This window comes from Mycoplana sp. MJR14 (assembly GCF_029210525.1).
GTDB lineage: Bacteria > Pseudomonadota > Alphaproteobacteria > Rhizobiales > Rhizobiaceae > Mycoplana.
The window spans coordinates 21,308-40,306 of sequence record NZ_JARGEO010000011.1; the positions used below are offsets into that span (position 1 = coordinate 21,308).

Here is an 18,999-nt window from a genome sequence, read left to right on the forward strand (position 1 = left end):
GGTAGAGGGGCGCCAACGCCCCCCTTGAAAGAAAGATCTAGCCGATGATCCCCCGCTATTCCCGCCCGGACATGGTCGCCATCTGGTCGCCCGAAACCAAGTTCCGCATCTGGTTCGAGATCGAGGCGCATGCCTGCGATGCGCTGGCCGAACTCGGCGTCATCCCGAAGGACGCGGCGAAGACCATCTGGGACAAGGGCGGCAAGGCGGTCTTCGACGTCGCCCGCATCGACGAGATCGAGGCGGTCACCAAGCACGACGTCATCGCCTTCCTGACCCACCTCGCCGAAATCGTCGGGCCCGATGCCCGCTTCGTTCACCAGGGCATGACCTCCTCGGACGTGCTCGACACGACCTTCAACATCCAGCTCGTCCGCGCCGCCGACATTCTGCTTGCCGGCCTCGATCGCGTCCTCGCCGCCCTGAAGACCCGCGCCTTCGAGCACAAGGACACCGTCCGCATCGGCCGCAGCCACGGCATCCATGCCGAGCCGACCACGATGGGTCTGACGCTCGCCCGCTTCTATGCCGAGATGAACCGCAACCGCGCCCGCCTCCTCGCCGCGCGCGCGGAAATCGCGACCGGCGCGATCTCCGGCGCCGTCGGCACCTTCGCCAACATCGACCCGCGCGTCGAGGAACATGTCTGCGCCGCACTCGGCCTCGTCCCCGAGCCGGTCTCCACCCAGGTCATCCCGCGCGACCGCCACGCCATGTTCTTCGCCACCCTCGGCGTCATCGCGTCCTCGATCGAAAACGTCGCAATCGAGATCCGCCACATGCAGCGCACCGAGGTGCTGGAGGCGGAAGAGTTCTTCTCGCCCGGCCAGAAGGGCTCCTCGGCCATGCCGCACAAGCGCAACCCGGTGCTGACCGAGAACCTGACCGGCCTTGCCCGCCTGGTGCGCATGTCGGTCGTCCCGGCCATGGAGAACGTCGCCCTCTGGCACGAGCGCGACATCAGCCATTCGAGCGTCGAGCGCGCCATCGGCCCGGACACCACCGTCACCCTCGACTTCGCGCTCAACCGGCTGGCCGGCGTCATCGAGAAGCTGGTGGTCTATCCGGAAAACATGGAGAAGAACCTCAACAAGTTCCGCGGGCTCGTTCATTCGCAGCGCGTTCTGCTGGCGCTGACGCAGGCGGGCGTTTCGCGCGAGGACAGCTACCGGCTCGTCCAGCGCAACGCGATGAAGGTCTGGGAACAGGGCAAGGACTTCCTCGAGGAGCTTCTGGCCGACCAGGAGGTGCGCGCGGCCCTTTCGGAAGAAGAGATCCGCGAGAAGTTCGACCTCGGCTATCACACCAAGCACGTCGACACGATCTTCAGGCGCGTCTTCGGCGAGGCCTGAGCCGGACGATACGAAAAAGGCGCGGTCGGGGACCGCGCCATTCTTCCATTCGAGTTCAGCCACCGCGCCATTAGGTGCGGCCGAGCAGGATGGTCTCAGCTGTTCTGGATCTGGTCGACCGCAACGCCGAGAAGCTCGACCATCTGGCTGCGGATGTCGTCCTCGCTCTTGGCGATGCCGGCAGCTTCGAAATCCGCCTTGATCTTGCGCACGACGTCCTCGTGTCCGGCTTCTTCGAAATCGGCCGCCACGACCTCCTTCGCATAGGCCTCGAGATCGCTCTTGCCGAGCAGTTGGCCGGCCCAGAGCCCCAGAAGCTTGTTGCGCCGCGCCTCGGCCTTGAAGCGAAGCTCTTCGTCCTTGGCGAACTTGGCTTCGAAGGCCTTTTCGCGATCCTGCATGGCGGTCATGTCACGACTCCCGTATATTTGATCCTGTTCCCGTAGGGACTGCCGACCCATAAATCAAAAGCGTGTCGAAAGTGCAATGTGAAGTTTGCGGCATGGCTTGCGGAAAGCCAAGGCCGGAAATCAAGGCCCTGAAATGCGGGGATCGGACGACTGGCCGATTGTGAAACCGGTACAATTCGTTTATGGACCCGGGAAAGAATTGATGCCGCGCTACCCAAGGGCGCCAAATACAGAGAAAAATCCATGAACCGTCGCCGCCGTATCTACGAGGGCAAGGCCAAGATTCTCTACGAGGGTCCTGAGCCGGGCACGCTGATCCAGTTCTTCAAGGACGACGCCACCGCCTTCAACAAGAAGAAGCATGACGTCATCGACGGCAAGGGCGTGCTGAACAACCGGATCTCCGAGTACCTCTTCACCCATCTGAACAAGATGGGCATCCCGACCCATTTCATTCGCCGCCTCAACATGCGCGAGCAGCTGATCAAGGAAGTCGAGATCATCCCGCTCGAGGTGGTCGTGCGCAATGTCGCCGCCGGATCGCTGTCGAAGCGCCTCGGCATCGAGGAAGGCACCGTCCTGCCGCGTTCGATCATCGAGTTCTATTTCAAGGCCGACAACCTCGAGGACCCGCTGGTCTCCGAGGAGCACATCACCGCCTTCGGCTGGGCGAGCCCGCAGGAACTCGACGACATCATGGCGCTCGCCATCCGCGTCAACGACTTCCTCTCCGGCCTCTTCCTCGGCGTCGGCATCCAGCTCGTGGATTTCAAGATCGAGTGCGGCCGTCTCTACGAGGGCGACATGATGCGCATCATCATCGCCGACGAGATCTCGCCCGACAGCTGCCGGCTCTGGGACGTCAACACCCAGGAAAAGATGGACAAGGACCGCTTCCGCCGCGACATGGGCGGACTGCTGGAAGCCTACCAGGAAGTCGCGCGCCGGCTCGGCATCATCAACGAGAACGAGCCGATCCGCGGCACGGGTCCCGTTCTGGTCAAGTAGTTGTGGCGGGACCGCCCGCCGGCCCTCAAGAGGGCCGCAAATGGACGCTTTTGAAGAGGAACACATGATCAAGGCACGCGTAACGGTCACGCTGAAGAACGGCGTTCTCGACCCGCAGGGCAAGGCGATCGAAGGCGCGCTCGGCAGCCTCGGCTTCGACGGCGTCGGCCACGTCCGCCAGGGCAAGGTCTTCGACCTCGAGCTGCAGACCGCCGACAAGGCGAAGGCGGAAGCCGAGCTGAAGGACATGTGCGAGAAGCTTCTGGCAAACACGGTAATCGAGAACTATACTATCGCCCTCGCCTGAAGGTTGAAGGAGCGTGCGATGGCCGACGTTGATGGTGACCTGCTCTACGAATTGCTCAAGAGAATGCAGTCCGATATCGCATCGCTTAAGTTCGAGATGGCGGGCACCAAAACCGAGATGATCAACATGCGCGGCGTAATGGTCTCCATGCAGCAAGACGTTCACCAGATCTATATGCGCCTCGACCGCGTTGACCAGCGCCTAGACCGTATCGACAACCGCCTCGAACTGCGCGAGCTCGCCGAGGCCCAGGCAAAGTTTGAGCCACACCCATGAAGTCAGCCGTCGTCCAGCTCCCAGGCCTCAACCGTGACCGCGACATGATCGCGGCCCTCACCAAGATCGGCGGCAAGGCGCCCGTCACCGTCTGGCAGACCGAGACGGAGATCCCCGCCGGCGTCGACCTGATCGTCATTCCCGGCGGCTTTTCCTACGGCGACTACCTGCGCTGCGGCGCGATCGCCGCCCGCATGCCGATCATGCAGGCGATCAAGGCCAGGGCCGAGGCCGGCGTGAAGGTGCTGGGCGTCTGCAACGGCTTCCAGATCCTGCTCGAGGCCGGCATGCTGCCGGGCGCGCTGATGCGCAACGCCTCGCTGAAGTTCGTCTGCAAGGAGATCAGGCTCGAGGTCGTCAATGCCGAGACCGCGTTCAGCCGCGCCTATGCGAAGGGCCAGATCCTGCGCTGCCCCGTCGCCCATCACGACGGCAACTACTTCGCCGATGCCGAGACGATGGCGAGGATCGAGGGCAACGGCCAGGTGGTCTTCCGCTATGCCGAAGGCACCAACCCGAACGGCTCGATGAACGACATCGCCGGCGTGATCAACGAGAAGGGCAACGTGCTCGGCATGATGCCGCACCCGGAAAACCTGATCGAGGCCGCCCATGGCGGCGCCGATGGCCGTGGCCTGTTCGCCTCCGCCCTCGACGTAATCGCCGCTTAACCATAGGCCGCTATCAAGGGCGCCCGTCCCGTCTGAAAGGCCCTCCATGCGCCCGTTTGCTCTCTCCGCGGCTCTCAACGCGATTGCCGTCACGGCAGTCTCCGTCCTCGTCGCAGCCTGCCAGTCGGCACCGCCGGCGCCCCGTGCGAACACGGCCGCCCTTCCGACCATGGAACGGATCGCGCTCGGCGCCAATTCCTGCTGGTTCAAGTCGGGGGATGCCGCCTTCAAGGCCTACCGCCTGGCGCCGGAGCTGAATTCCTTCTCCGGCAAGCCGCGCATTCTCGTGGTCCCGCGCCGCTCGCCCGAATCCCGTCCGCTCCTCGTCGTGCAGGCGGAAGGCCACCCCGCGCGGCTCAGCGCCTTCGGCCCGTTGATGGACGAACCGGTGGCCGGCCGCATCGCCGCCGACGTCAAGAGATGGGCGGCAGGCAGCACCGGCTGCAGCTGATCCGGCCCGGGTCGTTGCCCATCCGCCGTCCTTCACCGCCATCGCCGCTGCCGGGAACCTGCCCGACACAGTCTCGTTTACCGCCGTCATGACGATACAGATCCTCCACAATCCCCGCTGCTCGACCTCCCGCAATGTCCTGGCCAGGATCCGTGAAACCGGGCGGGAGCCGCAGATCGTCGAATATCTGAAGAACCCGCCGACCCGGGAGGAACTGGTGGGAATCCTGATGGCGATGGAGGCCGAACCGCGCGACATCCTGCGCACGAAGGAGCCGCTGGCCCGCGAGCTCGGCCTGCTCGACCCGCAGCGTTCCGACCGCGAGATCATGGATGCCATGCTGGCCCACCCGATCCTGATCGAAAGGCCGATCGTGATCTCCGGCAAGGGAGCCCGGCTCTGCCGCCCGGTCGAACGGCTGGACGAGATCCTCTGACCGATCCGCTCCGTCACCTTGTTGACGCGGCCATTTTCCTGTCGCGCCGTGCTGCCGCTTGCGCTAAAGAGACCGCAAAGCCCTCACCTCACGGACAAGACGAGAGACGATGACCATCTCCAACAGCCGCCCGATCACCCCGGAGCTCATTGCCGCCCACGGGCTGAAGCCGGACGAATACGAGCGCATCCTGTCGCTGATCGGCCGCGAACCGACGTTTACCGAGCTCGGCATCTTCTCGGCCATGTGGAACGAGCACTGCTCCTACAAGTCGTCCAAGAAGTGGCTGCGCACCCTGCCGACCAAGGGCCCGCGCGTCATCCAGGGTCCCGGCGAGAACGCCGGCGTGGTCGACATCGACGACGGCGACTGCGTCGTCTTCAAGATGGAGAGCCACAACCACCCCTCCTACATCGAACCCTACCAGGGGGCCGCGACCGGCGTCGGCGGCATCCTGCGCGATGTCTTCACCATGGGCGCCCGCCCGGTCGCGGCGATGAACGCGCTGCGCTTCGGTGCACCCGACCATCCCAAGACCCGCCACCTCGTCTCCGGTGTCGTCGCCGGCGTCGGCGGCTACGGCAATTCGTTCGGCGTGCCGACCGTCGGCGGCGAGGTCGAGTTCGACCCGCGCTACAACGGCAACATCCTCGTCAACGCCTTCGCCGCCGGCCTCGCCAAGAGCGATGCGATCTTCTACTCCAAGGCCGAGGGCGTCGGCCTTCCGGTCGTCTATCTCGGCGCCAAGACCGGCCGCGACGGCGTCGGCGGCGCGACGATGGCATCCGCCGAATTCGACGAGTCGATCGAGGAGAAGCGCCCGACCGTACAGGTCGGCGACCCCTTCACCGAAAAGTGCCTGCTGGAAGCCTGCCTCGAGCTGATGCAGACCGGCGCCGTCATCGCCATCCAGGACATGGGGGCCGCCGGCCTGACCTGTTCGGCCGTCGAGATGGGCGCCAAGGGCGATCTCGGCATCGAGCTCAACCTCGACCTCGTGCCGGTCCGCGAGGACCGCATGACCGCCTACGAGATGATGCTGTCGGAAAGCCAGGAGCGCATGCTCATGGTTCTTCGCCCCGAGAAGGAGCAGGAAGCCGAGGCGATCTTCCACAAGTGGGGCCTCGACTTCGCGATCGTCGGCAAGACCACCGACGACCTGCGTTTCCGCATCCTGCACCAGGGCGAGGAAGTCGCGAACCTGCCGATCAAGGAACTGGGCGACGAGGCCCCGGAATACGACCGCCCCTGGCGTGAGCCGGGCAAGCCCGCGCCCCTGCCCGCCTCGCTGGTGGCCGAGCCAAACGACTACGGCCTGGCGCTGCTGAAGCTCGTCGGTTCGCCGAACCAGTCCAGCCGCCGCTGGGTCTATGAGCAGTACGACACCCTCATCCAGGGCAATTCGCTGCAGATCCCGGGCGGCGACGCCGGTGTGGTGCGCGTCGAGGGCCATCCGACCAAGGCGCTCGCCTTCTCCTCCGACGTCACCCCGCGCTATGTCGAGGCCGACCCGTTCGAGGGCGGCAAGCAGGCGGTCGCCGAATGCTGGCGCAACATCACCGCCACCGGTGCCGAGCCGCTGGCGGCCACCGACAACCTCAATTTCGGCAATCCCGAGAAGCCGGACACGATGGGCCAGTTCGTCAAGGCCATCCAGGGCATCGGCGAGGCCTGCCGGGCGCTTGACTTCCCGATCGTCTCCGGCAACGTCTCGCTCTACAACGAGACCAACGGCGTAGCGATCCTGCCCACCCCGACGATTGCCGGCGTCGGCCTCCTGCCCGACTGGTCGACGATGGCGAGGATCGGCGGCGCCGCAGCCGGTGACCAGATCGTGCTGATCGGCAGCGACGGCAGCCATCTCGGCCAGTCGGTCTATCTGCGCGACGTGCTCGGCATCGTCGACGGCCCCGCGCCGGAAGTCGATCTCGTCGTCGAGCGCCGCAACGGCGAATTCGTCCGCTCGGCGATCCGCAACGGCCAGTTCTCCGCCTGCCACGACATTTCCTCCGGCGGCCTCGCCGTCGCCCTCGCCGAGATGGCGATGGCTTCCGGCAAGGGCATGCAGATCAGCCTGAAGGACTGCAACGGCCCCGCCCATGCGCTGCTGTTCGGCGAGGACCAGGGTCGCTACGTCGTCGCCATGCCCGCCGACATGGCGAACTTCCTCTGCGCCAATGCGGAAGGCGCCGGCGTGCCGTTCCGCAGGCTCGGCACCGTCGGCGGCACGGAGCTCGTCGTCGACGATCTGCTGCGGCTGCCGATTGAACAATTGCGCGACACCCATGAATCGTGGTTCCCTGAATTCATGGATGGCAGCTCGAATGCAGCCGCTGCCGCCGAATAACACAAAAGGGAGCACGCATTATGCCCATGGCACCAGGTGAAATCGAAGACATGATCAAGGCCGGCATTCCCGGAGCCAAGGTCACGATCCGCGATCTGGCAGGCGATGGGGATCACTATGCCGCAGAGGTCGTCGCGGAAGCCTTCCGCGGCAAGACCCGCGTCCAGCAGCACCAGATGGTCTACAACGCCCTGAAGGGAAACATGGGCGGCATCCTGCACGCACTCGCCCTTCAGACGTCTGCGCCGGAGTGAGAAGCTCCGGATGGCAAGCCTGATCGAGGATTTCGTCTCCGGCGTCGTCAGCAGCGCCCTCAAGGAGGTGCTGAAGAAGTCGGGCGTGAGGAAGACCACCAGGCGCACCCGTCGCCGGACCACGAAGGCGAAGACGGGCGGACTGATTGCCGACTTCGTCGAGGCGGCGCTGAAGAAGAAGCCCGCCCGCAAGCAGGTCAGCCGCCGCCGCACGGCCGCCGCCCGCAGCAAGCAGCGCCGCACCACCCGAGCCTGATCCCGGCCATCAGCACATTTGATGGGTCAATTCCGCGCGGGGTGATGGAAAATCGCCCCGCGCATGCTATCTAGGGGCAACAGCAGTCCGGACCTTGAACCCGGACAGGAAAGGATTGGAATATGAGTGGCATCAACGATTTCATCGACAACGAGGTCAAGAGCAACGACGTCGTGCTCTTCATGAAGGGCACCCCGCAGTTCCCGCAGTGCGGTTTCTCCGGCCAGGTCGTCCAGATCCTCGACTATGTCGGCGTCGACTACAAGGGCATCAACGTGCTTGCGGATGCCGACCTCCGCCAGGGCATCAAGGACTATTCCAACTGGCCGACCATCCCGCAGCTCTACGTCAAGGGCGAGTTCGTCGGCGGCTGCGACATCGTCCGCGAAATGTTCCAGTCCGGCGAGTTGCAGTCGCATCTGCAGGCGCAGGGAATTGCGGTCAAGGGCGCGGCCTGACGCTGCCCCCACCGCATCACATCATCAAACCGTTACAAGGCGCCGCGACCCACGGCGCCTTCTCTCTTTTTTCTGGATTTTCATCATGACTGCAATTGCACCCGACGCGTCCCAGCGCCTGAACGGCATGGGCAAGGGAGAGTTCATCGCGCTGATGGCGATGCTGATGGCGCTGAACGCGCTCGCCATCGACATCATGCTGCCCGGCCTCCAGGAAATCGGCGCCAGCCTCGGCGTCGTCAGCGAGAATCACCGCCAGTACGTGATCTCGGCCTACCTGCTCGGCTTTGCCTGCGCCCAGCTCCTCTACGGCCCCATATCCGATCGCTTCGGCCGCCGCATCCCGATGTTCGTCGGCCTCGGCATCTACATCGTCGCGGCACTCTCGGCCGTCGTGGTTCCGTCCTTTGCCGTGCTGCTCGCGCTGCGGTTCGTGCAGGGCATCGGCTCCGCGGCGATGCGGGTGATCACCATCTCGATCGTCCGTGACGTCTATGGCGGGCGTGCCATGGCCGAGGTGATGTCGCTGATCATGATGGTCTTCATGGTCGTTCCGGTGTTGGCACCCGGCACCGGCCAGGTCGTCATGCTGTTCGGCGACTGGCACCTGATCTTCATCTTCATGGGCGTCATTGCGGCGATGGTCGGCGCCTGGATGTACCTGCGGCTGCCGGAAACGCTGGCGCCGGAAGATGTCCGCCCGTTCACGCCCGCCTCCATCCTGGAGGGCTTCAAGATCGTGCTGACCGACCGGGTGGCGCTCTGTTACACGCTGGCGAGCACGTTCATCTTCGGGGCGCTGTTCGGGTTCATCAATTCCGCCCAGCAGATCTATGTCGGCATCTACGGGCTCGGCGTCTGGTTCCCCGTCGCCTTTGCCGGCGTCGCCGCCTTCATGGCGTTCTCCTCCTTCGTCAACGCCCGCCTCGTCGGCCGTTTCGGCATGCGCCGGCTTTCCCACGGGGCACTGCTCGGCTTTCTGGCCATCAATGCGCTCTGGCTGGCGCTGACGCTCGCCTCTAAGGACCACCACCTGCCGTTTGCGGTCTTCATCGTGCTCTTTGCGCTGGCGATGTTCCAGTTCGGCTGGATCGGCTCGAACTTCAACTCGCTCGCCATGGAGCCGCTCGGCCACGTCGCCGGCACGGCATCCTCCGTGCTCGGCTTCATGGGCACCGCCGGCGGCGCGGTTATCGGCGGCGTCATCGGTCAGGCCTTCAACGGCACCGCCGTGCCGCTGGTCTCCGGCTTCTTCATCCTCTCCGTCATCGGCCTGGTGTTCGTTCTCATCGCCGAGCGCGGCAAGCTGTTCCAGCCGCACAACCGGGCGGTCTGATCGCTGGCGACGGCAGACGCAAAAAGGGCCGGACGATCGCTCGTCCGGCCCTTTCTCGTTCCTGCGGCACCGCTCAGTCGACGGTAAAGACCTCGCGGCGCATCATCTCCCAGCTGTCGCGGTCGGGGGCCAGCAAAAGGCCGCCCTCGACATGGCGGGGCTTGTAGGGCGAGCCGTCGAAGCGGGCGGCATAGGCGCCGGCCTCCTGGCTGATCAGCGTGCCGGCCAGGTGGTCCCAGGGCATCAGCTTGTTGTACATCAGGTAGTGCAGGTGGCCGGCGGCGAAGGTGCGGTACTCGTGCGCAGCGCAACGGTAGTTCGAGGCGAAGGCGACCTTGGCGAGGTTGGCCATCACGCGGGCGCGCCTGTCCTGGGGCAGGAAGCCGGTCGAGGCCATGCCCGTCATGTCCTCCAGGTCGACCGGGGCGGCAGCCTTCAGGCGGATGGCCGGACGGTGCCCGCCCGTCTGCCAGGCACCGGCACCCTTTTCCGCCAGCACGAAATCGTCGCCCATCGGATCGTAGATCACGCCGGCGATCGTTTCGCCGCCGGCGACCACCGATGCCATCACGCCGTAGAGCGGCACGCCGGCTGCGAAGTTGAAGGTACCGTCGATCGGGTCGATCACGACGGCGAGGTCGGCCTCGGCGAGCTTCGGAAGCAGCGCCGGGTCGGCCGCGACACTCTCCTCGCCGACGAACAGCGCGCCCGGCAGGACCGCCTCCATGCCCGCCTTGATGAAGCGCTCGGCGGCCTCGTCCGCCTCGGTCACGAGGTCGATCGCTGACGTCTTGGCGCGCACGTCGCCCTCGGCAAGGGCGCGAAACCGCGGGCGGATCTCGACCTCGGCCGCCTGGCTGAGGAGTAAGGCAAGGGCATTGATGTCAAAGCTGGTCGTCATTTGAAGCTACCGTCGTCAGGGAGGAGAAATCGAAGAGCGCGGGATCGAGCAGGTGCGACGGGTTCACGTGCGCAAGCGCCCGCAGCATCGTGTCCTTGCGGCCGGGCATCCGCGCCTCGATGTCGGCGAGCATCGCCTTCATCGCGTTGCGCTGCAGGCCGTCCTGCGAGCCGCACAGGTCGCAGGGGATGATCGGAAACCGCATGGCGGTGGCGAACCTGGCAAGGTCGTCCTCGGCCGCATAGGCGAGCGGGCGCAGCACCATCAGGTCGCCGTCGTCGTTCAGGAGCTTCGCCGGCATCGAGGCGAGCCGCCCGCCATGGAAGAAGTTCATGAAGAACGTCTCGAGGATGTCCTCGCGATGGTGCCCGAGCACCAGCGCGTCACAGCCCTCCTCGCGGGCGATCCGGTAGAGATTGCCGCGTCTCAGCCGCGAGCAGAGCGAGCAGTAGGTCGCCCCCTCCGGCACCTTCTCCTTCACCACCGAATAGGTGTCCCGATACTCGATGCGGTGGCGCACCCCGATCGAAGACAGGTAGTCCGGCAGGATGTGCTTCGGAAAGTTCGGCTGGCCCTGGTCGAGGTTGCAGGCGATCAGGTCCACCGGCAGCAGGCCGCGCCACTTCAGGTCCATAAGCAGCGCCAGCAGCCCGTAGCTGTCCTTGCCGCCCGAGACGCCCACCAGCCAGCACTTCTGTCCCTTCAGCATGGCGAAGTCTTCGATCGCCTGCCGGACCTGCCGCAGGAGCCGCTTGCGCAGCTTGTTGAAGGAGACCGACTGCGGGGCGCCGGCGAACAGCGGATGGCGGTGGCCGCCGTCTTCGGCATCGTCGTCGATCTTGAGCGCAAGCGTCATCAGAGCGTCCGTATTCAATTCGTCCGGGTTGCAATGCCCCGAACGGCCGCCACAATCAAGCGCCAAAAACCGACCAGCCGGTGCGCGCCGCCAGCATTTCCAGCGCGATCGTGCCGAGCGCCGAGTTGCCGACCTCGTTGAGCCCGGGCGACCAGACGGCGATCGACGCCTTTCCGGGGGCGATCGCCAGGATGCCGCCGCCGACGCCGCTCTTGCCCGGCAGGCCGACGTGATAGGCGAAGTCGCCCGAGCCGTCATAATGCCCGCAGGTGAGCATCAGCGCATTGATGCGCCGCGCCCGCTGCGCGGAGACGACGCGGTGGCCGGTCAGCGGGTTGGTTCCGCCGGCGGCGAGAAAGAGCCCTGCCCTAGCCAGCTGGCGGCAGCTCATGGCGATCGCGCACTGGTGGAAATAGACGCCCAGCACATGATCGACCGGATGGATCAGCCGGTCGAAGGAGCGCATGAAATTGGCAAGCGCGGCGTTCCTGAAGCCAGTCGCGGCTTCCGAACGGGCCACCTCGTGGTCGATGACGATCTCCTCCTCGTCGGCCAGGTAGCGGACGAAGCGCAGGATCTCGCCGATCGCCTCCTTCGGCGGATGGCCGGCGAGCAGGAGGTCGCTGATCGCGATCGCCCCGGCATTGATGAAGGGGTTACGCGGAATTCCAGCCTCCCGCTCGAGCTGGACGATCGAGTTGAAGGCCGAGCCGGAGGGCTCGCGCCCCACCCGTTTCCAGATCGCATCGCCGTGCTTGCCGAGCGCGATCGTCAGCGTGAAGACCTTCGAGATGCTCTGGATGGAAAAGGCGACGTCCGCATCGCCGGCCAGATGGACGCCGCCGTCCACGGTCACGACGGCCAGGCCGAACCGGTCCGGCGCCACCCGCGCCAGCTGCGGGATGTAGTCCGGCAGCCGCCCCTCGCCGAACCGCGGCGAGAGTTCCCTGTGTATATCGGCCACGATCGTCTGCAGGTCGGGCATCGGCGATCCTCCGGCAAGAGATCCCTAAAGACGAAAAAGCCGCCCGTTTCGGGGCGGCTTTCGCAATGGTCAGCGTCGCGTTGAAATCAACGCGAATAGAATTCGACGACCAGGTTCGGCTCCATGACGACCGGGTACGGGACGTCGGACAGGCCGGGAACGCGTGCGAAGGTGGCGACCATCTTGTTGTGGTCGACTTCGATGTAGTCCGGAACGTCACGCTCGGCGAGCTGAACCGATTCCAGGACGGAAACGAGCTGCTTGGACTTCTCGCGGACTTCGATGACGTCGCCGGCCTTGCAGCGGTAGGAACCGATGTTGACGCGGACGCCGTTGACCTTGACGTGGCCGTGGTTGACGAACTGGCGGGCAGCGAAGACCGTCGGAACGAACTTGGCGCGGTAGACGATCGCGTCGAGGCGCGATTCCAGCAGGCCGATCAGGTTCTCCGACGTGTCGCCCTTGCGGCGGTTGGCTTCGTCGTAGATCGAGCGGAACTGCTTTTCGCGCAGGTCGCCGTAGTAGCCCTTCAGCTTCTGCTTGGCGCGCAGCTGCACGCCGAAGTCGGAGAGCTTGGACTTGCGGCGCTGGCCGTGCTGGCCCGGGCCGTATTCGCGGCGGTTGACCGGGGACTTCGGGCGGCCCCAGATGTTTTCGCCCATGCGGCGGTCGATCTTGTACTTCGATGCAGCGCGCTTGCTCATCGCATTTCCTTTCAAACAGTTACACCGGCCCGTTACCAGACCGGATCAAGGAAACACGCCCTCCTCTGAATGCCGTTTTCGGCTTTCTGACAGATTTCTCACGATACGCGACCGGAGAAACCACGGGACATGTTAAATGAAACACCGGACATCTCTGCCCGGCGTTGGCGGGTCTCTAGCCGCTATCGCCGGTGAAGTCAACGTCTTTGTCCGCCTGCGAAGCCTCGCTCCGTACCCCTTCCGGCCAATGGAAAGGCGGCACAACTCATGGTATAGTCCACCACGGACATCCATTCGTGTCGCGACAATCCAACGCCATCAGCCGCCCCGTACCGAACGACCCGCGCAGGAGGATTGAAATGGCATTCTATCAGATGCTTCGCAACGAAAGCCTCTATCCGCGCGGCGAGGCCTCGCCCGGCCAGGCGGGCTGGATCGCCGCCCGTCTCCTGCGCCTGCGCGCGCTCCTGAACGGGGAGATCACCTCGAAGCGGCAGCCCGACACGCTGATCATCGGCTCGTGGAACATCCGCCATTTCGACGGGGGCCGCCTCCGCCTGCCGGAGAGCTATCACTACATCGCCGAAATCATCGATCACTTCGACATCTGCGCCGTCCAGGAGGTCAAGGACATCAAGGCCGTGGAGCGGCTGGTCCGGCTCCTCGGCCCGAACTGGGATTTCTTCGTCAACGACAGTTCCGGCCCCGGGCGCGGCAACAACGAGCGCATGGCCTTTCTCTTTGACCGGCGCAAGGTCTCCTTCCGCCACCTGATCGGCGAACTGGTGCTGCCGAAGGGTGCCCTGCCCGGCGACGAGCAGATCGGCCGCACCCCGTTCTTCGCCTCCTTCCAGGCCGGATGGTTCAAGTTCACGCTCTGCTCGGCGCATATCGTGTTCGAGGAGCAGGCCAATCGCCCGTTGCGCGAGGATGAGATCCGGGTGATCGCGACCGCGCTCGCCAAGCGGGCGAAAGAGGCGGACGAGGTGCATGTCATGCTCGGCGACATGAACATCGAGGATCCCGGCGATGCCGGCATGCAGGCGCTCGTGAACAACGGCTTCAAGGCCGTGCCGCTCGGCCCGACGACGCTTTCGGGCAACAGGCACTACGACCAGATCGCCTTCACCGGCCCGCACAACGAGACGAACCTCGTCGGCCATGGCGTGCTCCGCTGGCAGGATGCGGTCTTCACCGACGCCGAGGCCGAAGGCTACCGCAGCGTCGCGCCCACCGGTGGCGAACCGGACGGCGGCGAACCCGATGCGGACTGGCCCAGGGCCTACCGCGCCTGGCGAACGCACGAGATGTCCGACCACCTTCCGGTCTGGATCGAGATCAGGACCGACTATTCCAACGAGTATCTTCTGGAAACGCAGCGGCTTCTGCCGGGCCAAGGAAGGCCTCCAACCCGCTGAGCGGGCTTTGCCGGAGCCAGGCCGGGTGCGCCTATTCCGCTGCCGGCCGCAGCGTCTCGGTCAGGTCCGGCCCGTTGGCGTCGCCGGGCGCGGTCTCGCAGGCCAGATCCGGGAAGGCGACGATCCTCAGCCCGGCCGCATCGCTGTGCACCACGATCAGCCCCTGTTCCTCGAAATAGCCGAGCAGGCGCCGCGCGCGGCGGGCGGAGTGCGTGCCGTAGGCGCGTGCGATCATCGCATCCGACGGACACGGCAGACCGCGAACGGCCGATTGCGCCACCAGCAGGAAGACGGCCTGCAGGTCCTCGCTCACCTGCCGCGAAAGCTCGAGCGCGGTCGCCCAGGCCTCGGTCGCGGCCGTCTCGGCATCGACGCCCGACCGCGCGACCGCCATCTTGCGGCGGAAAGCCGGCAGCGACAGCGGTGCGCCGGGCACGCGGCGGATGCGGCAGCGGACGAGAAAATCCTGGAACAGTTCCGCATCCGGGCGGAAGGCCGCGCCCGGATTGTCGAGGATTTCGGAGAGCACGTGGTCGAGCAGCGCCTCGCGCTCCTCCGCCGGCATTTCCGGTGCTGCCGGCCGCGCCGGCTCGGCGGCGACGGGTTCCGGCCGCGCGCGCGACAGTTCGGCGAGGATGTCGGTGGTCGGGCGCGGCTGCGGGGCGACGCGGCGGACGAGCGGCCGCGTGAACTCCTCCGGATCCGGCGTGAAGATCAGGTCCTCGACGTCCTGCGGCGCCTCCGGCAGCGGCATCAGCCTGGGGCTCGTCGAGCGCGCCGAGGTCTCGACGGCGCCGATCGTCACCGACAGCGGCCGCCGCGACAGCGCCGGACCGAGCGCCACGAAGGAGCCGCGCTTCAGGTCGCGGAACATTTCCGCCTGCCGTCGGTCCATGCCGAGCAGGTCGGCGGCGCGCGCCATGTCGATATCGAGGAAGGTTCGGCCCATCAGGAAGTTCGAGGCTTCGGCCGCGACGTTCTTGGCGAGCTTGGCGAGCCGCTGGGTGGCGATCACGCCGGCAAGCCCGCGCTTTCGCCCGCGGCACATCAGGTTGGTCATGGCGCCGAGCGAGAGCTTGCGCACCTCCTCGCCGACATCGCCGCCCACCGAGGGCGCGAACATCTGCGCTTCGTCGACGACGACGAGCACCGGATACCAGTAGTCCCGGTCGGCATCGAACATCGCGTTGAGGAAGATGCCGGCCGTGCGCATCTGCTGCTCGACCTCCAGCCCCTCGAGCGAAAGCACGCAGGAGACGCGGTGCTGGCGGATGCGGGTCGCGATCCCGACGAGTTCGGCGTCGGTGCGCTCGCCCTCGACGACGACATGGCCGAACTTGTCGGCGAGCGTGACGAAGTCGCCCTCCGGATCGATGATGCACTGCTGCACCCAGGGTGCCGACTGCTCGAGCAGCCGCCGCAGCAGGTGCGACTTGCCCGAGCCGGAATTGCCCTGGACGAGAAGACGGGTGGCCAGCAGTTCCTCGATATCGAGCGTGGCCGGCGCGCCGCCCTGCGCCGTTCCCATGTCGATGCCGACCTTCATGCGATCCTCGTGCCCAACCAATCGATTCGTCCGGCCGCAGAGTGCCGGGAAATAAGGGCGAGACCTAGCACGAAAGGCAGCCCGTGCGGGGGCTGGAAAAGAAGAAACCCACAGGAAGCTGCTGCGGCCGCGCGCGACTGTGATACGGGCGCTACACCCTGAGCCCGAAACCCTGCATGAGCCGCCGGGTGGCGAAATCGGGTTTTCCGGAGGTGAGGATGGCGATGTCCTCGCCCGCTGCAAATCCATCGAGCGCGGTGCCGTCGAGCGCCGGCACGAGCCGCCGGGCCTGGCGGGCGATCGCCTCCGCCGGGTCGAGCCAGTCGACCGGCCAGGGCGCAAGCCTGCGAAACAGGTTGGCCATGAAGGGATAGTGCGTGCAGGCGAGCACGACGATGTCGGTCTTCCTGCCGTCCTGCTCCAGGAAGCACTGGGCGATCTCCGCCCGCACGTCGTCGTCCGACAGGCTCTCGCCGCGGATATAGGCCTCCGCCATGCGCGCGAGGTTTTCCGAGCCGACGAGCCGCACATGGCACTGGCTGGCAAACGACTGGATCAGGTCGCGCGTATAGGCCCGCTTCACCGTTCCCGGCGTCGCCAGCACCGAGACCAGCCCCGAGCGCGTGCGCTCCGCGGCCGGCTTGATCGCCGGCACGGTACCGACGAAGCGCATCTGCGGGAAGGTCGCCCGCAGATCGGCGCCGACGAGCGTGAAGGCGGTGTTGCAGGCGATGATGCAGACTTCGGGATCGTGCTCGGCCAGAAGCCGGTCGAACAGGGCGACGATCCGCGCCTTCAGCGCGCCCTCCTCCCAGCTGCCGTAGGGAAAGCCGGCGTCGTCGGCGACATAGGTGAAGTGCCGCTCCGGCATCATCACGCGGGCCTCGCGCAGCACCGTCAGCCCGCCGATGCCGCTGTCGAACACGAGAACGGGTTTGGCGCTATTCGTCGTCACGTTCGGCCTTCGGCCTTCTGTTGCGGGTGCGATTGGGCGCGGGCGTGCCGCGCGGCGCCTCGCGGGTGAAACGATCGAGACAGGAGACGATGCCGCGCAAGACCTGGATTTCCGAGCCGGTGAAGGAGGGACGCGTCAGCGCCGAGCGCAGGTTTTCGATCAATTTCGGCTTTTTGGCGGCGGGGCGGAAGTAGCCGCGCGCGTCGAGCGCCTCCTCCACATGATCGAACAGCCCCTGCAACTCGTCCTTCTTGGCCGGCCGCTGCGGCAGCGCCGAAAATGCCGTTTCCTCCGGCGAGCCAACCCCCGTCTTCATCCACTCGTAGCTCATCAGCAGGACGGCCTGCGCAAGGTTCAGCGAGGCGAAGGCGGGGTTGACGGGAAAGGTGACGAGTTCGTCGGCGAGCGCGATCTCCTCGTTGGTCAGCCCCGTGCGTTCGCGCCCGAACAGGATGCCGGTCTTCTCGCCCGCCCTGAACCGCGCCCGCAGCGTCTCGGCCGCCACCACCGGCGAGCGCACCTCCTTGTAGCCGTAGCGGTCGCGCGCCGTCGTGGCATAGACGAAGTTGAGATCGGCGACCGCCGCCTCCAGCGACGGATACACCTTCGTCGCGGTGATGACGTGATCGGCCTTGCTCGCCGCCGAGATCGCCTTCTCGCTCGGCCAGCCGTCGCGCGGATTGACGAGACGCAGTTCCGCCAGGCCGAAATTCGCCATGGCGCGTGCGACCATGCCGATGTTCTCGCCCAGTTGCGGATGGACCAGGATGATCGCCGGCCCTTCCGCTATCAGTTCTCGCTCGCTGTTCGTTCCCGCCATGCCTTCAACCGTCGCGTCCAATGATCTGACCCGGAGCAAGTCCCGGCCCGCTGCCGGTCCCTGCCACATTCGGCGGCAAAAGAAAAGAAAGGCTCCTAGCGTCAACACACGCCGTAGACGCAAGACCTCAGGGATACTACTGCTGCTTTGTTCGACTCACGCCCAGGCACTGCCGGAATGAAGCAAATCTTGCCCTTCTCATTCTTGATGGCCCACGCCCTGCTGTGGATCGCCCTTGCCGTCGCGGCCTACGCCAATGCCGGCAGCTACACATTTGCCAGTTGTTGGCAGATCCTCATCTTCTACATTCCTCCGCTACGTATCCTGTTGCTCGGAATGATCGTGTTAAGCCCGGGGATACTGATCGGCTCGATTTTCTATCCGGCGCTGCGCGGCAGCAGAACCCAGTGGTTTGCGGGCCATAGCATGATCGTGGTCGCCGGACTTTTGGCCTGCAACCAGGCAGCCTCTGCCGCAGCGGGTCAGGTCTCGTGCCTCTGACGTCAAACCGGTGGCCGATCCCGGCCTCCGCTACTCCGGCGTAACCTCCTGCTCCGGCGTCGGGTTGGCGCCCTCCTTGGCGATCGCCAGCATCTCCGTCTTCAGCGAGCCCGGGTCGCCGTCCTGCGGCCGCAGGATGTCGTCGATCACCGCCCGGCCGTCTTCCTCGACCACGTTGAAGTCCACCTCGGCCGGCTTCCAGTCCGGCTCGCGCTCGCCGAAGCAATGGGTGTTGTCGAACGTCGTCTTGACGACCGTGACGCCGCCGGCCGGCGGCTGCGCCTCGATCTTCAGGTCGTTGATCGTGCAACCGTCCTGCCCCATGGCGATCACGTCGTAGTCGAACGGCGAGCCGCCGTCCTCGTAGGCCGGATATTTCGCCGCCTCGCGATAATTCGCGATGAAATCCTTGCTGTAGAGCCGCTGCAGGAACTCGTCGTTGAAGTAGTCGACGTAGTCCGGCGGATTGCTGTCGTCCTCGGCTACGTCGGCCCAGTTCTTCGTCACCGTCTCCATGATCTCGCGAACCGGGGTGGCGGCATCGGCGGCCAGCGCAAGAGACGGCAGCAGCACGAGGGTGGCGGTGAGGCACAGGCGTATCATGGAATTCTCCCGAGCGGGCGGATAGGGCCGGAAGGCCGATGAAAGGGATTCGTGTCGCCGTGAAGACAACATCGGCAATGGGGACAAATTCTGGCAGAGCGAATCGGGCGCCGCCCCGCGGCCACCAGCGACCATATTTCCGGCCTGC

The 18,999-nt window shown here is 65.7% G+C and carries 23 protein-coding genes; 14 read left to right on the plus strand and 9 right to left on the minus strand.

Annotation, left to right across the window (positions count from 1 at the left end; all coding sequences use genetic code 11):
* The first annotated feature begins 44 nt into the window (after positions 1 to 44).
* On the plus strand, positions 45 to 1,352 hold the full coding sequence (gene purB / locus P0086_RS20900; RefSeq protein WP_112599863.1) for an adenylosuccinate lyase: 1,308 nt from the start codon (positions 45 to 47) through the stop codon (positions 1,350 to 1,352).
* Between the two features lie 95 nt (positions 1,353 to 1,447).
* Here the strand turns inward: purB and P0086_RS20905 are convergent, their stop codons facing one another.
* Complete coding sequence (locus tag P0086_RS20905) at positions 1,448 to 1,762, minus strand: DUF1476 domain-containing protein (protein ID WP_112599862.1); 315 nt, start codon at positions 1,760 to 1,762, stop codon at positions 1,448 to 1,450.
* A 243-nt stretch (positions 1,763 to 2,005) separates the two neighbouring features.
* Here P0086_RS20905 and purC point away from each other — a divergent pair, with 243 nt between their 5' ends.
* The 11 genes from purC (at position 2,006) to P0086_RS20960 (ending at position 9,562) form a co-directional block, all read left to right on the plus strand.
* Positions 2,006 to 2,770: a phosphoribosylaminoimidazolesuccinocarboxamide synthase gene (purC, locus tag P0086_RS20910; RefSeq protein ID WP_097140942.1), complete on the plus strand. Its 765-nt coding sequence runs from the start codon at positions 2,006 to 2,008 to the stop codon at positions 2,768 to 2,770.
* A gap of 64 nt (positions 2,771 to 2,834) precedes the next feature.
* Positions 2,835 to 3,077 (plus strand): phosphoribosylformylglycinamidine synthase subunit PurS, encoded by a 243-nt coding sequence (gene purS / locus P0086_RS20915; RefSeq protein WP_097140943.1) that lies wholly within the window; start codon positions 2,835 to 2,837, stop codon positions 3,075 to 3,077.
* 18 nt (positions 3,078 to 3,095) lie between these two features.
* Positions 3,096 to 3,353, plus strand: a complete 258-nt coding sequence (locus P0086_RS20920) for a hypothetical protein (RefSeq protein WP_275789581.1) — start codon at positions 3,096 to 3,098, stop codon at positions 3,351 to 3,353.
* Entirely contained in the window at positions 3,350 to 4,024 is a 675-nt protein-coding gene (gene purQ, locus P0086_RS20925) for a phosphoribosylformylglycinamidine synthase subunit PurQ (protein ID WP_275789583.1), read from the plus strand. The genes P0086_RS20920 and purQ overlap by 4 nt, the downstream gene beginning before the upstream one ends.
* 46 nt (positions 4,025 to 4,070) lie before the next feature.
* Positions 4,071 to 4,475, plus strand: coding sequence for a hypothetical protein (locus P0086_RS20930; protein WP_112599859.1), 405 nt, complete (start codon positions 4,071 to 4,073; stop codon positions 4,473 to 4,475).
* An 88-nt stretch (positions 4,476 to 4,563) separates the two neighbouring features.
* The gene (gene arsC / locus P0086_RS20935) at positions 4,564 to 4,911 is read left to right on the plus strand and encodes an arsenate reductase (glutaredoxin) (RefSeq protein WP_148179922.1); all 348 of its coding nucleotides are present in this window, start codon (positions 4,564 to 4,566) and stop codon (positions 4,909 to 4,911) included.
* A gap of 109 nt (positions 4,912 to 5,020) precedes the next feature.
* A complete protein-coding gene (gene purL / locus P0086_RS20940; RefSeq protein WP_148657036.1) occupies positions 5,021 to 7,258 on the plus strand; it encodes a phosphoribosylformylglycinamidine synthase subunit PurL in 2,238 nt (745 codons plus the stop codon).
* Between the two features lie 20 nt (positions 7,259 to 7,278).
* On the plus strand, positions 7,279 to 7,512 hold the full coding sequence (locus P0086_RS20945) for a BolA family transcriptional regulator (protein WP_112599856.1): 234 nt from the start codon (positions 7,279 to 7,281) through the stop codon (positions 7,510 to 7,512).
* Between the two features lie 10 nt (positions 7,513 to 7,522).
* Complete coding sequence (locus P0086_RS20950) at positions 7,523 to 7,768, plus strand: hypothetical protein (RefSeq protein ID WP_275789590.1); 246 nt, start codon at positions 7,523 to 7,525, stop codon at positions 7,766 to 7,768.
* 122 nt (positions 7,769 to 7,890) lie between these two features.
* Positions 7,891 to 8,226: a Grx4 family monothiol glutaredoxin gene (grxD, locus tag P0086_RS20955; RefSeq protein WP_112599854.1), complete on the plus strand. Its 336-nt coding sequence runs from the start codon at positions 7,891 to 7,893 to the stop codon at positions 8,224 to 8,226.
* A gap of 127 nt (positions 8,227 to 8,353) precedes the next feature.
* A complete protein-coding gene (locus P0086_RS20960) occupies positions 8,354 to 9,562 on the plus strand; it encodes a multidrug effflux MFS transporter (RefSeq protein ID WP_112612633.1) in 1,209 nt (402 codons plus the stop codon).
* Between the two features lie 73 nt (positions 9,563 to 9,635).
* On the opposite strand, the gene P0086_RS20965 is transcribed toward P0086_RS20960, so the two are convergent.
* The 4 genes from P0086_RS20965 to rpsD all read right to left on the minus strand — a co-directional run bounded on the left by P0086_RS20965 (position 9,636) and on the right by rpsD (position 13,008).
* Complete coding sequence (locus P0086_RS20965) at positions 9,636 to 10,463, minus strand: inositol monophosphatase family protein (protein WP_112610659.1); 828 nt, start codon at positions 10,461 to 10,463, stop codon at positions 9,636 to 9,638.
* On the minus strand, positions 10,447 to 11,319 hold the full coding sequence (gene ttcA, locus P0086_RS20970) for a tRNA 2-thiocytidine(32) synthetase TtcA (RefSeq protein ID WP_275789615.1): 873 nt from the start codon (positions 11,317 to 11,319) through the stop codon (positions 10,447 to 10,449). The genes P0086_RS20965 and ttcA overlap by 17 nt, the downstream gene beginning before the upstream one ends.
* 55 nt (positions 11,320 to 11,374) lie before the next feature.
* The gene (locus tag P0086_RS20975) at positions 11,375 to 12,304 is read right to left on the minus strand and encodes a glutaminase (RefSeq protein WP_112610663.1); all 930 of its coding nucleotides are present in this window, start codon (positions 12,302 to 12,304) and stop codon (positions 11,375 to 11,377) included.
* A gap of 86 nt (positions 12,305 to 12,390) precedes the next feature.
* Complete coding sequence (gene rpsD, locus P0086_RS20980; protein WP_112599850.1) at positions 12,391 to 13,008, minus strand: 30S ribosomal protein S4; 618 nt, start codon at positions 13,006 to 13,008, stop codon at positions 12,391 to 12,393.
* Positions 13,009 to 13,367: 359 nt separating this feature from the next.
* Between rpsD and P0086_RS20985 the strand changes: the two genes are divergently transcribed.
* The gene (locus P0086_RS20985) at positions 13,368 to 14,426 is read left to right on the plus strand and encodes an endonuclease/exonuclease/phosphatase family protein (protein WP_112610665.1); all 1,059 of its coding nucleotides are present in this window, start codon (positions 13,368 to 13,370) and stop codon (positions 14,424 to 14,426) included.
* A 31-nt stretch (positions 14,427 to 14,457) separates the two neighbouring features.
* Here P0086_RS20985 and P0086_RS20990 read toward each other — a convergent pair whose 3' ends face one another.
* The 3 genes from P0086_RS20990 to P0086_RS21000 form a co-directional block, all read right to left on the minus strand.
* Positions 14,458 to 15,972: an ATP-binding protein gene (locus P0086_RS20990; protein WP_112600911.1), complete on the minus strand. Its 1,515-nt coding sequence runs from the start codon at positions 15,970 to 15,972 to the stop codon at positions 14,458 to 14,460.
* 151 nt (positions 15,973 to 16,123) lie between these two features.
* Positions 16,124 to 16,927 carry a glutamate racemase gene (gene murI, locus P0086_RS20995; protein WP_275789618.1) on the minus strand — a complete coding sequence of 268 codons (804 nt, stop codon included), beginning with the start codon at positions 16,925 to 16,927 and terminating at the stop codon, positions 16,124 to 16,126.
* Entirely contained in the window at positions 16,914 to 17,747 is an 834-nt protein-coding gene (locus tag P0086_RS21000; RefSeq protein ID WP_148148970.1) for an RNA methyltransferase, read from the minus strand. Before P0086_RS21000 ends, murI begins: the two co-directional genes overlap by 14 nt.
* A gap of 177 nt (positions 17,748 to 17,924) precedes the next feature.
* Here P0086_RS21000 and P0086_RS21005 point away from each other — a divergent pair, with 177 nt between their 5' ends.
* Positions 17,925 to 18,248, plus strand: a complete 324-nt coding sequence (locus tag P0086_RS21005; protein WP_275789620.1) for a hypothetical protein — start codon at positions 17,925 to 17,927, stop codon at positions 18,246 to 18,248.
* Between the two features lie 30 nt (positions 18,249 to 18,278).
* Here the strand turns inward: P0086_RS21005 and P0086_RS21010 are convergent, their stop codons facing one another.
* Positions 18,279 to 18,851 (minus strand): hypothetical protein, encoded by a 573-nt coding sequence (locus tag P0086_RS21010; RefSeq protein WP_275789622.1) that lies wholly within the window; start codon positions 18,849 to 18,851, stop codon positions 18,279 to 18,281.
* Between the last annotated feature and the right edge of the window lie 148 nt (positions 18,852 to 18,999).